The 12,573-nt window shown below is 65.7% G+C and carries 9 protein-coding genes; 7 read left to right on the plus strand and 2 right to left on the minus strand.

The features are described from left to right. Positions 1–42: 42 nt before the first annotated feature. The 4 genes from RMET_RS21315 to RMET_RS21330 all read left to right on the plus strand — a co-directional run bounded on the left by RMET_RS21315 (position 43) and on the right by RMET_RS21330 (position 4,963). The gene (locus RMET_RS21315) at positions 43–3,114 is read left to right on the plus strand and encodes an efflux RND transporter permease subunit (RefSeq protein WP_011518617.1); all 3,072 of its coding nucleotides are present in this window, start codon (positions 43–45) and stop codon (positions 3,112–3,114) included. A gap of 101 nt (positions 3,115–3,215) precedes the next feature. Next, a complete protein-coding gene (locus RMET_RS21320; protein WP_008648670.1) occupies positions 3,216–3,590 on the plus strand; it encodes a DUF2880 domain-containing protein in 375 nt (124 codons plus the stop codon). A gap of 148 nt (positions 3,591–3,738) precedes the next feature. Then, entirely contained in the window at positions 3,739–4,236 is a 498-nt protein-coding gene (locus RMET_RS21325) for a DUF1579 domain-containing protein (protein WP_011518618.1), read from the plus strand. Positions 4,237–4,330: 94 nt separating this feature from the next. Beyond that, on the plus strand, positions 4,331–4,963 hold the full coding sequence (locus RMET_RS21330; RefSeq protein WP_011518619.1) for a nitrogen fixation protein NifQ: 633 nt from the start codon (positions 4,331–4,333) through the stop codon (positions 4,961–4,963). Positions 4,964–5,021: 58 nt separating this feature from the next. Here RMET_RS21330 and RMET_RS21335 read toward each other — a convergent pair whose 3' ends face one another. Continuing rightward, entirely contained in the window at positions 5,022–5,357 is a 336-nt protein-coding gene (locus tag RMET_RS21335) for a helix-turn-helix domain-containing protein (protein WP_231138554.1), read from the minus strand. Between the two features lie 223 nt (positions 5,358–5,580). On the opposite strand from RMET_RS21335, the gene imuA reads away from it, so the two are divergent. From imuA to RMET_RS21350, 3 genes are read left to right on the plus strand one after another with little or no spacing between them, the layout of a single operon-like run. Further along, a complete protein-coding gene (imuA, locus tag RMET_RS21340) occupies positions 5,581–6,510 on the plus strand; it encodes a translesion DNA synthesis-associated protein ImuA (protein WP_011518621.1) in 930 nt (309 codons plus the stop codon). After that, positions 6,401–8,110, plus strand: coding sequence for a Y-family DNA polymerase (locus tag RMET_RS21345; protein WP_049799797.1), 1,710 nt, complete (start codon positions 6,401–6,403; stop codon positions 8,108–8,110). The genes imuA and RMET_RS21345 overlap by 110 nt, the downstream gene beginning before the upstream one ends. Before the next feature lie 26 nt (positions 8,111–8,136). Continuing rightward, on the plus strand, positions 8,137–11,598 hold the full coding sequence (locus RMET_RS21350; RefSeq protein WP_011518623.1) for an error-prone DNA polymerase: 3,462 nt from the start codon (positions 8,137–8,139) through the stop codon (positions 11,596–11,598). A 278-nt stretch (positions 11,599–11,876) separates the two neighbouring features. On the opposite strand, the gene RMET_RS21355 is transcribed toward RMET_RS21350, so the two are convergent. After that, positions 11,877–12,530 carry a peroxiredoxin gene (locus tag RMET_RS21355; RefSeq protein WP_008650897.1) on the minus strand — a complete coding sequence of 218 codons (654 nt, stop codon included), beginning with the start codon at positions 12,528–12,530 and terminating at the stop codon, positions 11,877–11,879. Between the last annotated feature and the right edge of the window lie 43 nt (positions 12,531–12,573).

Here is a 12,573-nt window from a genome sequence, read left to right on the forward strand (position 1 = left end):
TGGCCTCAATTCTCGGTGTTGCACTTCGGAATTGAGGCCGCCGTGTGCGTGATCGCCGTGGTGCTGTTCTTCTTTGGCCTGCGTGCGGCCGGGAAGCTCTCCGTCGATGCGTTCCCGGACGTGACCAACGTCCAGGTGCAGATCGCCACGGAAGCCACGGGACGGTCGCCTGAGGAAGTGGAGCGCTTTGTCACGGTGCCGATCGAGATGTCGATGACGGGCCTGCCCGGACTCGAGGAGATGCGCTCGCTGAACAAGGCGGGCCTGTCGCTGATCACGCTTGTGTTCACGGACAAGACCGACGTCTACTTCGCGCGGCAGCTCGTCATGGAGCGGCTGATCGAGGTTTCCGGCCGAATGCCCGAGGGCGTGACGCCGGTGCTCGGGCCGGTTTCTACCGGGTTGGGCGAGGTCTACCAGTACACGCTGGACCGCGCCGACGACGGCGACCGCGAACTGACGCAGGAGGAACTGTCGGAGCGCCGCATCGCGCAGGACTGGGTGGTGAGGCCGCTGCTGCGCTCGATCCCGGGCGTGGCGGAAATCAACTCGCAGGGCGGCTTCGTGCGGCAGTACCAGGCACTGGTCAATCCGGAGCGGATGCGCCACTACGGGATCAACATCCAGCAGGTCTACCAGGCGCTGGCGCGTAACAACGCCAACTCCGGCGGTGGCGTGCTGCCGCATTACGCCGAGCAGTACCTGATTCGCGGCGTGGGCCTGGCCAAGGGTGTCGACGATATCGGCAGCATCGTGCTCAAGGAGATCAACGGCACGCCGGTCTACCTGCGCGATGTGGCACAGGTGACGATCGGCCACGAGGTCCGCCAGGGCGCGCTGGTCAAGAACGGCCAGACCGAGGCCGTTGGCGGCATCGTGATGATGATGCGCGGTGGCAACGCCAAGGAAGTGGTGAGCCGCGTCAAGGCTCGCGTGGCGGATATCAACGAGCGTGGCATGTTGCCGGGCAAGCTGCAGATCGTGCCGTACTACGACCGTAGCGAACTGGTGGACTCCGCGCTGTGGACCGTCACCAAGGTGCTGCTCGAAGGCGTGGTGCTGGTGGTGATCGTGCTGTTCCTGTTCCTGGGCGACGTGCGTTCCTCGGTGATCGTGCTGGCCACGCTGGTGCTGACACCATTGCTGACGTTCATCGTGATGAACCAGGTGGGGCTGTCGGCCAACCTGATGTCGCTGGGGGGGCTGGCCATCGCCATCGGCCTGATGGTCGACGGCTCGGTCGTGGTGGTCGAGAACGCGTTCGAGCGGCTCGGCCACGCGGAGAAAACCGGGCTGACGCGCACGCAGGTGCTGGTCAAGGCGGTGCAGGAAGTGGCCACGCCGGTGATCGTGGGCGTGGGCATCATCATCCTGGTGTTCCTGCCGCTGATGACGCTGTCCGGCATGGAAGGCAAGATGTTCGCGCCGCTGGCCTTCACGATCTCGATCGCGCTGGCGATCTCGCTGTTCCTGTCGCTGACGCTGTCGCCGGTGCTGTCGTCGTACCTGCTCAAGGGCGGCGCCGAACACGACACGCGCGTCATCGCGTTCATGAAGCGCTACTACCTGCGCATGCTTCACTGGTCGCTGGCAAACAGCAAGAAGACCGTGCTGTCGGCGGTGGGGCTGTTCATCGCCACGCTGATGATCGTGCCGCTGCTTGGTACATCATTCATTCCGGAGATGAAGGAAGGCTCGATCGTGCCGGCTATCGACCGCGTGCCGAACATCTCGCTGGAAGAGTCGATCAAGTTGGAGAAACAGGCCAACAAGCTGGTGCTCGAAGTGCCGGGCGTGAAGTCGGTGGTCTCGGGCGTGGGTCGTGGTGAAAGCCCGGCCGACCCGCAGGGTCAGAACGAATCGACGCCGATCGCCAGCCTCAAGGACCGCGACGAGTGGCCCGATGGCTGGACGCAGGACGACATCGCCAACGCGATCCGCGAGAAGCTCAAGGCCATTCCCGGCGTGCAGATTGTGATGGCGCAGCCGATCTCGGACCGCGTGGACGAGATGGTCAGTGGTGTGCGTTCCGATATCGCCGTGAAGATCTTCGGCGACGACCTGGAGACGCTGCGTGACCTGGCCGGCCAGATCGCCCGCGTGGCAGGTGGCATCCAGGGGTCGCAGGACATCCGTATCGAACGGATCTCGGGCCAGCAATACCTGTCGATCGAGATCGACCGTCAGGCGATTGCGCGGTACGGGCTGAACGTGTCGGACATCCACGACATCATCGAGATCGCCATCGGCGGCAAGCGTGCCACGGATATCTTCGAAGGCGAACGTCGCTTTGCGGCGGCCGTACGTCTGCCCGAGGAATTCCGCAGCAACGTGCAGGAGATTCGCCAGTTGCTGGTATCGGCGCCCGATGGCGTGCAGGTGCCGCTGCAGAGCGTGGCGAAGATCGAAGTGACCGATGGTCCGGCGCAGATCAGCCGCGAAATGGCCAAGCGCCGCGTGGTGGTGATGATCAACGTGAAGGATCGCGATCTCGGCGGCTTCGTGGCCGAACTGCAGTCCGCCACCGAGAGCAAGGTCAAGCTGCCCGAGGGCTACTACTTCGAGTGGGGCGGCCAGTTCCAGAACATGGAACGCGCGATGGGCCACCTGAAGATCATCGTGCCGATTACCATCGCCGCGATCTTCTTCCTGCTGTTCCTGCTGTTCAATTCGGTGCGCTATGCCACGCTGATCATCACGGTGCTGCCGTTTGCATCGATCGGCGGCATCATCGGGCTGTTCGTCACGGGCGAGTACCTGTCCGTACCGGCGTCGGTGGGCTTTATCGCGCTGTGGGGCATGGCGGTGCTGAACGGGGTGGTGCTGGTGTCGTACATCCGCACATTGCGCGAGTCGGGCATGTCGCTGCGCAACGCGGTGGTGCGCGGCGCCACGCAGCGTTTCCGTCCGGTGATGATGACCGCGACGATCGCCATGCTGGGTCTGGTGCCGTTCCTGTTCTCGACGGGCCCCGGCTCCGAGGTGCAGCGTCCGCTGGCGGTGGTGGTGATCGGCGGGCTGATCACGTCGACGCTGCTCACGCTGGTCATGGTGCCCACGCTGTACCGCTGGTTCGATGACCGCAAGCCGGAGCCGCGCGACATGTCGGTGTAACGCGACCCGGAACATTCGATCCGTACGCCAGTACGCCAGTACAATGGCAACCGGCCGGCATGCAACGCGCGTGCCGGCCTTTTTTGTTTGGAGTGCATACCATGACGATCCAAGCGCGCCGCGTGTTGACGGCGCTTGCATTGATCGCGCTGCCGGTGACCGCGATGGCGGCGCCTGCCGCATCCTCGGCCGACGCGCCCGTCAACGTCGAACTGGGCCAGCGCGGCGGCAAGCCCGAAGCGCCCGAGGCACCCGGTGCCTGCATGAACGCGGTGAAGGCCGCGTTGCCGAATCCCGACCAGTTTCGCTGGGTGCGCGGCACCACTCGCCGCGTGGCCGAAGACGTCTACAGCGTGGTCGGCAGCATCGAGTACGTGGACAAGTCAGGACAGGCCCGCAAGGGCGAGGCGCAGTGCGATGTGATGCGCGCCCCCGGTAACCAGTTCATCGTGCCGAAGGTGCGTTTGCCCCAGTAATTTCCGCGCTGACCCTGCCACACCGGAAACCCGCTCGATGACATTTTTGTCATCTTGGGGGTTTTTGTTGGACATCGACGACCTCGTCTTCTAACCTCTTGTGTACGTCGTACACAAATAGCGGCGCAACTCACAAGGAGGCGTTTGCATGAAGATCGAAGCGACCAACGAACACCGCTGGCTACAAAAGCTCGTCGGCAGGTGGGTAGGCGAGGGCGAGGCCCAGATGGGCCCCGAGGCACCGCCTGAAAAATGGAAGATCCCCGAGCAGGTCAGCCAGGTGGGCGACGTCTGGGTGCAGGCGCGTGCGGAGGGCGAGTTTCCGGGATGTGGGTCGGCGGTCACGATCATGACGCTCGGCTACGACCCCGTTCGCAAGCATTTTGTCGGCACGTTCATCGGTTCGATGATGACCCACATGTGGGTCTACGAAGGCGATCTCGAGGCCGATGGCCGTACGCTCACGCTGCGTGCCGATGGCCCGGCGTTCGGCCCGGATGGCAATGTGATCGAGGGAAAAACGGCGAAGTACCGCGACGTTGTGGCCATGGTTGACGACGATCACCGCACGCTGACGTCGTTCATGCAGGCCGACAACGGCGAGTGGATGCAGATCGTGCAGGCTCGCTATCGTCGCGAGAAGTAGGGCGCCGTTCGCGGTTTGACTGGCGTTATATACGTGGTTATATTGCGATGCGACGCCCGCCATTCCGCGGGCGTGCTGCCGCATTGTTGCCACGATGAACCGCTCACTGCTGTTGCTGGATGCCTTTGCCGCCCAACCCGGCGATCCCGTTACACGGGCGTTGGCCGGGGTACTGGAGTCCGCCTGCGCGGGGCGCCTGCCGCGCTTCGCGCAATGGCTCGGCCTGCCGCCGGACGCGTTCCGGCACATGCTGGATCACTGCTTTCCCGGGGCCGCGCAGGCGGGGTGGGCGCCCGATGTTCCGCCACAGGCGCCGGACAGCCTGCCGTGCGAATTCGCCGATCTGGTGGAGATGCTCGAGGACGGCTGCACGCCGGGCGCGGCAGGGACGCTGGTGCCGCTGGTGCATTGGGCCGCGCACGCGCTGGCCTGCGGCTGCTTCGGCCATACGCACTTGTGGCAGGACATGGGCCTGTCCGGGCGCGACGATGTGTCCGCGTTGCTGCGGCAGGTCTTCTGGCCGGTCTTCGCGGCCAATACCACGGACATGAAATGGAAGAAGTTCTTCTATCACCGCGTCTGCGAGCGGCTCGATATTCATCCTTGCCCTGAGCCCTCGTGCGAGGGCTGCGACCATTACGCGGCCTGTCACGGCGCCGAATCAGCCATCGAATCAGCCATCGAATCGGTCATCGAATCGGTCATCGTGAGACAGCCCCGCTCCTGATTCCCGATGGAAGTCTCCCCAGCCTCCCCGGTGCAGGCGGGCGAGCGTATGAGCGTGGTTATGCGCGATCGACGCGATCGAGTTCGTTGCTGCTCCACCAGGCCTCCAGCAGCGGCTGGAAGCGGTCGTCGGGCGCGCGCGGCACGCGCGTGCTCTTGCGGGCGGGCGGGAGCTGCCGGCCCGTGAGCTGGTAGAAGATGGCGCCGGGCAACGTGCCGGGACCGTAGGGCACGTGATCGACCACGTTCATCTGGCGCGCGGCCTTTAGCGCGCGCGTGGTTTCCTCGGGGGTAAGACCACACGCGTCGGCCATCACGTCACGGCGCAGCGGACCTTGACGCTTGAGACCATCGATCAGCAGATGCACGCAATCGCGCGTATTCCGTTGTTTCATGTCGCGCATTTTGCGTACCTGCCCCGGACTGCACAATCGTGCATGACATTTGTTTGCATTCGTGCCGGGAATCCGTGGCAGTTCGCTGACAAGCGCACATTCCAGGCGGTGAACGCGCCACATTCGTGCTGCAGGCTTGCATCGGTCTCGATACTGTATAAACATACAGTATTCGTAAAAATACGAGGGCAGCGCCAGTCGATTGCGCCTCTTCATCCACATCATGACCGTGTCATCGCATGTCACGCCGCCGACAGTCGTGGCGGGCCATGCGGCTTCCTCCTCCTCCGCGCCCCGTGCATCGGTGAGCGAACTCGAGCACCGCTACCCCGGGCTGTGGCGCGCGGGTCAGCTCGGCCGCGCCGGACGCTTGCCCGTGTGCCCGACCGGGTACGATGCCCTGACGGCCGAACTGCCGGGCGGCGGCTGGCCTGTTGGCGCCGTGACCGAGTTGCTGCTGGCCCAGGGTGGCGCGGGCGAATTGCGTCTGCTGATGCCGGCGTTGCGTGCGCTGGCCGCGGCGGGGCGCTGCATCGGTTTTGTCGATCCCCCGTACCTGCCCAATGCGGCAGGGCTGGCGGCAGGACTGGCCGACGGTGGCCTGCCCGCGCGTCAGCTTTACTGGGTACGTCCACAGGCTGGTGCGAGCGTGGCATCGCGCCGCGCCGACATGGCGTGGGCGGCCGAGCAGATGTTGCGCAGCCAGGCGTTCGGCGCGGTGCTGGTCTGGCTCCCGGCGGCGCGGCCAGAGGCGCTGCGGCGTCTGCAGGTGCTGGCGCAGGCCGGCGATACCGTGGTGTGGGTGCTGCGGCCGATCCGCGTGCTGCACGAATCGTCGCCGGCCATGCTGCGGCTGGCGTTATCGCCGTTGCCCGGCAATCTGCTATCCATCGTTTTTCACAAGCGGCGCGGCCCGGCACGCGACACGCCGCTGCTGTTGCCGCTGGAAGGCATGCTTCATGTGCCGCGGCGCGCGGGTGTACCCGCGGTGCCCACGCCGGTCGCTCTGGTCGTTCCAGCAACTCCGGCAGGAGCCGATCATCATGTTCCCGATATCTCCGACATCCGCGGCAGCGCCAGCCATCCCGGCGTACTGGATCGCGGTGCACCTGCCGCGCCTGCCGCTGGACGCGCTGCAGCCGAGCTGGCCTGAGCCGGTCGATGCCGGTATGCCCGCCGCTACGTCTGCCCATGCGTCCGCCAGTACGTCCGTCGATCCCCGGCCCGCACCCCATACCGGAACGCTGCATCAGGCGCTGCCGGTGGCGGTGATCGAGCACGAGCGCGTGGTGCTGGCCAATGGCCCGGCCGTGGCGCTGGGCGTGCGCTATGGAATGCGGCGCGGCGGCGTGCAGGCGCTGTCGGCCGATGTGGTGCAGCTCGATCGCGATCTGGCGGCGGAGTCCGCATTGATGACCTCGGCCGCTTTGGCGTTGCTGCATTTCACGCCGGCCGTGGCGATCGACGCCGAACCCGAAGCGGCCACGGTGATGCTCGATGTCACGGCCAGCCTGCGGCTGTTCGGCGGCCATCGCGCGTTGTGCCGGGCGATTCGCGCGCGTGTGCGGCAACTGGGCACGTTTGCGCAGATCGGTAGCGGTACCACGGCACAGGGCGCCGCGTGGCTGGCGCGTCAGCCGTTACGCAAGACGTCGCGCGGCATTGTCCGGCCCGCGCGCCGCGCGGTGCGTGCCGCCCGCATGACGCGCCTGCTCGACCGCCTGCCCGTGGAATGCCTGCACACGCTGGCCGATCCCGAATGGCTCGAAGGCATTGGTTGCCGCACGCTGGGGCAGGTGCGCCGGTTGCCGCGCGCGGGGCTGTCACGCCGTATTGGCACGGAATTGCTGGCGCGGCTCGACCAGGCCTATGGCCAGATTTCGTCCGGGTTTGCCTGGTTCGAGGCGCCACCGGCGTTTGCGCAGCGCATGGAACTGCCAGGCCGCGTGGAGTCGGCCGAGGGCGTGCTGGCCGGGGCGCAGCGGCTGTTGCTGGCGCTCTCGGGCTGGCTGGCCGTGCAGCAGGCCGGCGTGACGCGCTGCGTGCTGATGCTGGAGCACGAACGCTACCGGCTGGGCGAGGACACTGACAGCACGCCGGTGCCGCTCCGGCTGGCGCAGCCAAGCCGTGATCCCGTGCATCTGTCGAAGCTGCTGCGCGAGAAGCTCGACAAGATCCGCTTTCATGCGCCGGTGGGCGGGTTGGCGTTGCGCGTGGAGGCGATGGAAATTTGCGTGCCGCAAAGCGACTCGCTGTTTCCGGAACCGGGTGCCGAACCGGCGGAACTGGGCCGGCTGCTCGATACGCTGGTGGCGCGGCTAGGGCGCGACAACGTGCTGCAGCCGCATCCACAGGCGGATCACCGGCCCGAGCGCGCCAATCAATGGGCGCCCGTCGACGAACCGCCCGCCCGGGTCGCGGCAAGCGGCACGACAAGCGGCACGACAAACGGCAGGACAAGCGGCGGCGCGGCCCCGCCCGAACGGCCGCTATGGCTGCTGGAGTCGCCATTGCCGCTGCGCGTGCACAAGCATCGCCCCGTTCATGATGGCCCGCTGGTGATGCTGACGCGCCCCGAACGCATCGAGGCCGGCTGGTGGGATGGTGGCCTGGCCACGCGCGACTACTTCATCGCCGAGCGCGACGACGGGCTGCGTTGCTGGGTCTATCGTGAACGCCCGGGGCATCCCACGCGCGACGGGCAGGAAGACGGCGGCGAATACCGCTGGTTCCTGCATGGGCTGTTTGCCTGAGCGCGCCGGATGCCAGGAGGTTGATCGTGCTGTCCGGCCTGTCTTCGTTGTTGCCGTCGCTGCCCGACTATGTCGAGCTGCACTGCATCTCCAACTTCACATTCCTGAACGGTGCCTCGCATCCGCAGGAACTGATTTCGCGCGCGTTCCAACTGGGCTACAGCGGGCTGGCGCTGACCGATGAATGCTCGGTGGCCGGCACCGCCCGCGCGCATCATGCGATCAAGGTGCTGCGCGAGGATATGTGGGAGGCGGTAACACGCAGCGCCCGGCGACTGGCCGCGGGGCAGACGGCGGGCGATGTCGACGAGATAGAGGAGCTATCGGCATTCGACCTCGACACCGGCGGCGAAGAGAGCGATGCAGGAGGTGTGGATGATGCGGAGGATACGGAGGATGAGGATGCGCTGTCGCCGGACGATTTCGACGATGACCCCGATGCCGCCGCGCGCCGTCATCGCGTGCTCGAAGCCCGCGCCGCCGCTGCCGATGCGTTCAACCTGATCATCGGCAGCCGCTTCACGTTGACAGCCGCGCCCGAAGACACCATGCCGCCACCGCGCCTGGTGCTGCTGGCGCGCAATCGCATCGGATTTGGCGACCTGTGCGAGTTCATCACGCTGGGCCGCACCCGCGCGGAGAAGGGCAGCTATCTGCTGTATCCATCCGATCTTGCCGATCCGCAGCCGGAGCAGGCGCATCTGCGCGGCATGCCGGATTGCCTGGTGGTCCTGCTGCCCGATTACTGCGCCGATCTCGACGTCCTGCGCGCGCAGGCACGCTGGTGCCGCGCAACCTTCGGCGACCGCGCTTGGATGGCGATGGAACTGCTGCAGGGCCATGCCGAAGCCATGCATCGCGCGCGTTTGCAGCAGGTGTCGGCGGAAACCGGCGTGCCGCTGGTGGCGGCCGGCGCGGTCAACATGCATGTCCGCTCGCGCAAGCCGCTGGCCGATGTGCTGACCGCGATCCGCATCGGCCAGCCTTTGTCTGCGTGTGGACGGGCCCTCGCGCCAAATGCCGAGGCGCATCTGCGCATGCGCCAGGTGCTGTCGCGGCTCTATCCGCGCGAAGCGCTGGCGCAGACGCTGAAGCTGGCGGACCAATGCCGCTTCTCGCTCGACATGCTGCGCTACGAGTATCCCGAGGAACTCGTGCCCGACGGCGAAACGCCGATCACCTATCTGCGCAAGGAGGTGGAGCGCGGCATCACCGAACGTTTTCCACATGGCATGGCGCCGGAATGGAAGAAGCAACTCAAGGAAGAACTCGAACTGATCGAGGAGAAGCACTACGAGCCGTTCTTCCTGACCGTGCACGATATCGTCCGCTTCGCGCGCCAGGAGGGCATCCTGTGCCAGGGGCGCGGATCGGCGGCCAACTCGCTAGTCTGCTACTGCCTGCATATCACCGAGGTCAGCCCGGAACAAGCCAACCTGCTGTTCGGCCGGTTCCTGTCGCGCGAGCGTGACGAGCCGCCCGATATCGATGTCGATTTCGAGCACCAGCGGCGCGAGGAGGTGATCCAGTACATCTATGGAAAATACGGCCGCCATCGCGCCGCGCTGGCCGCGTCGCTGATCACGTACCGCTCGCGCAGCGCGTTGCGCGACGTGGGGCGCGCGCTCGGCATCGACCCGGGTGTGGTGGAACAGGTGGTCAAGGGGCAGGCCTGGTGGGATGGCGGCGCGGCGTTCATTGACCGCATTTCGCGCTACGGGCTCGATCCCGATTCCATCACCGTGCGGCAATGGGCCAGCCTGACGGAGCAGTTGCGCGGCTTTCCCCGTCACCTGTCGCAACACGTGGGCGGCTTCGTGATCGCGCGGGACAAGCTGTCGCGGCTCGTGCCGATCGAGAATGCGGCGATGGAAAACCGCAGTGTGATCCAGTGGGACAAGGACGACCTGGAATCGCTGGGGTTGTTGAAGGTCGATGTGCTCGCGCTGGGCATGCTGACCGCGATCCGCCGTGCGCTGACGATGATCCCGAATCCGGACCCGGAGCGCGCCGGACTGCCCACGCGCATGGAGGATCTGCCCGATGGCGACGTCAAGACCTACGACATGATCTGCAAGGCCGATACGATCGGTGTGTTCCAGATCGAATCGCGCGCGCAGCAATCGATGCTGCCGCGGCTGCAACCGCGGGAGTATTACGACCTCGTGGTGGAAGTGGCCATCGTGCGGCCGGGGCCGATCCAGGGCGGCATGGTGCATCCGTATCTGAAGCGGCGCGAAGCGTTTCGCCTCACCCGCAAGCTGCCGACCTACTTCGACGACGTGATCCGCCGCGTGCTGGGCCGCACCTTGGGCGTGCCGATCTTCCAGGAACAGGTCATGCAGCTTGCGATCGAGGCGGCCGGGTTTACGCCCGGGCAGGCGGATCAGTTACGGCGCTCGATGGCGGCCTGGCGTCGTCGTGGCGATCTCAAGAAGCATCAGGACGCGCTGGTACGGGCGCTGACCGGGCGCGGCTATCCCGAATCGTTCGCGCTGGCCATCTGCAAGCAGATCGAGGGGTTTGGGGAATATGGCTTCCCGGAAAGCCATGCGGCCAGCTTCGCCAAGCTCGTATACGTCAGCGCATGGATCAAGTGTCATTACCCCGAGGCGTTCCTGTGCGCACTGCTCAACAGTCAGCCGATGGGCTTCTACTCGCCGTCGCAACTGGTGCAGGACGCGCGCCGGCATGGCGTGACGTCGCAGCCCGTGGACGTGACGATCAGCAACTGGGAGAGCACGCTGGAGCCGCGCCGGGAAGGGCAGAACTTCCGCGACGTGCGGCTGGGCATGAATCGCGTGAAGGGGATGCGCGAGGCTGCCGCGCTGCGGATCGAGGCGGCGCGTGTGGCGCGGCCATTCGACAGCGTCGAGGACCTCGCGCGCCGCGCGTCACTGGACCGGCACGACATTGACGCGCTGGCCGCGGCCGATGCGCTGGTATCCCTCGCGGGGCATCGACGCCAGGCACGCTGGCACGCGCGTGGCGCGGCGGTGCAGACCGCGCATCGCGATCTGCTGCACGATGCGCCACCGCAGGAGCACGCACTGCAACTTCCCGAGCCGAAACTCGGCGAGGACGTGGCCGCCGACTACGCCAGCCTGGGGCTATCGCTGAAGTGCCATCCGCTGACACTACTGCGCCACAGACTGCGCGCGCTCAAGTTCGCGACGGCACGCCAACTCGCGAACTGCGCCAACGGCCGCCGCGTGCGTGCCTGCGGCATCGTGACCGTGCGCCAACGGCCATCGACGGCCAGCGGCACGATCTTCACCTCGATCGAGGACGAGACCGGCGCCGTCAACGTCATCATCTGGCCAGACCTGGTGGAGCGGCAGCGCAAGGAGGTTCTGGGGGCGACGCTGCTCGGCGTGATTGGCACCTGGCAACGACAGGGCGAGGTGCGCCATCTGGTTGCGGACGAACTGGTGGATCTGAGTCCGTTGCTGGGGAGGCTGATGGTGGGGAGTCGGGATTTTCATTGAGAAGGAGGTCCAGCTTCCCTCCCCTTCTCATGCATCGGAGCAGAGCGCAGCAGGCCGGTCCCCGACTCCGGTCCCCAACTCAACGCACAAATTTTCAACCCCTGCAAGCAAAACCCCGCCAGGGTTGATTGCACAAAAATTAGGCAATCAACCTTGAGCCAATACCGGCGCGGGCTGGCGGGTTGTCAAGAGGGGGATTATCCACGCTCTCTGTGGATAGTTCCTATCCGTCGTGCGGACTACCCCATCTGTATTAACAGAGGTGCTTACTTCGGTCCCTACTTCGGCTGGGCAACCGTTCGCAGATAAGGCTTGAGCGTCTTGAAGCCCTGTGGATATTTCTTCTTCGCGTCGTCATCCGACACCGAGGTGGGGATGATCACGTCGTCGCCCGGCTTCCAGTTGACGGGTGTGGCGACGGTGTGTTTCGCGTTCAGTTGCAGCGAGTCGAGCAGGCGCAGCACCTCGTCGAAATTGCGTCCCGCGCTCATCGGGTAGACCAGCATGGCCTTGACCTTCTTGTCAGGGCCGATCATGAACACCGCGCGGATCGTGGCGTTGTCCGCTGCCGTGCGTGGGCCGCCGCTCGCCTCGGGGTGGATCATGTCGTAGAGCTTGGCCACCTTGAGGTCGTGATCGCCGATCATCGGGTAGTTGACCGTGGCGCCCTGCGTTTCCTCGATGTCCTTGACCCAGCGCGAATGGTCGCCCACCGGATCGATCGACAGGCCGATGATCTTCGTATTGCGTTTGTCGAACTCGGGCTTCAGCTTGGCCATGTAGCCGAGCTCGGTGGTGCAGACCGGCGTGAAATCCTTGGGGTGCGAGAAAAGGATGGCCCAGCTGTCGCCGATCCACTCATGAAAATGAATCTTCCCTTCAGTGGTGTCGGCGGTGAAGTCCGGTGCTTCCTCGCCAAGTCGGATTGCCATGGTCGTGCTCCTTTATTGGTGGGTTGGGTGGGGGCGTGACGCA

It is taken from the genome of Cupriavidus metallidurans CH34 (assembly GCF_000196015.1).
Lineage (GTDB): Bacteria > Pseudomonadota > Gammaproteobacteria > Burkholderiales > Burkholderiaceae > Cupriavidus > Cupriavidus metallidurans.

Coding starts and splice junctions, on each gene's coding strand:
- RMET_RS21335 (WP_231138554.1), bottom strand. CDS start 5,357: ATGAAACAACGGAATACGCGCGATTGCGTGCATCTGCTGATCGATGGT.
- imuA (WP_011518621.1), top strand. CDS start 5,581: ATGACCGTGTCATCGCATGTCACGCCGCCGACAGTCGTGGCGGGCCAT.
- RMET_RS21320 (WP_008648670.1), top strand. CDS start 3,216: ATGACGATCCAAGCGCGCCGCGTGTTGACGGCGCTTGCATTGATCGCG.
- RMET_RS21330 (WP_011518619.1), top strand. CDS start 4,331: ATGAACCGCTCACTGCTGTTGCTGGATGCCTTTGCCGCCCAACCCGGC.
- RMET_RS21355 (WP_008650897.1), bottom strand. CDS start 12,530: ATGGCAATCCGACTTGGCGAGGAAGCACCGGACTTCACCGCCGACACC.
- RMET_RS21345 (WP_049799797.1), top strand. CDS start 6,401: ATGTTCCCGATATCTCCGACATCCGCGGCAGCGCCAGCCATCCCGGCG.
- RMET_RS21325 (WP_011518618.1), top strand. CDS start 3,739: ATGAAGATCGAAGCGACCAACGAACACCGCTGGCTACAAAAGCTCGTC.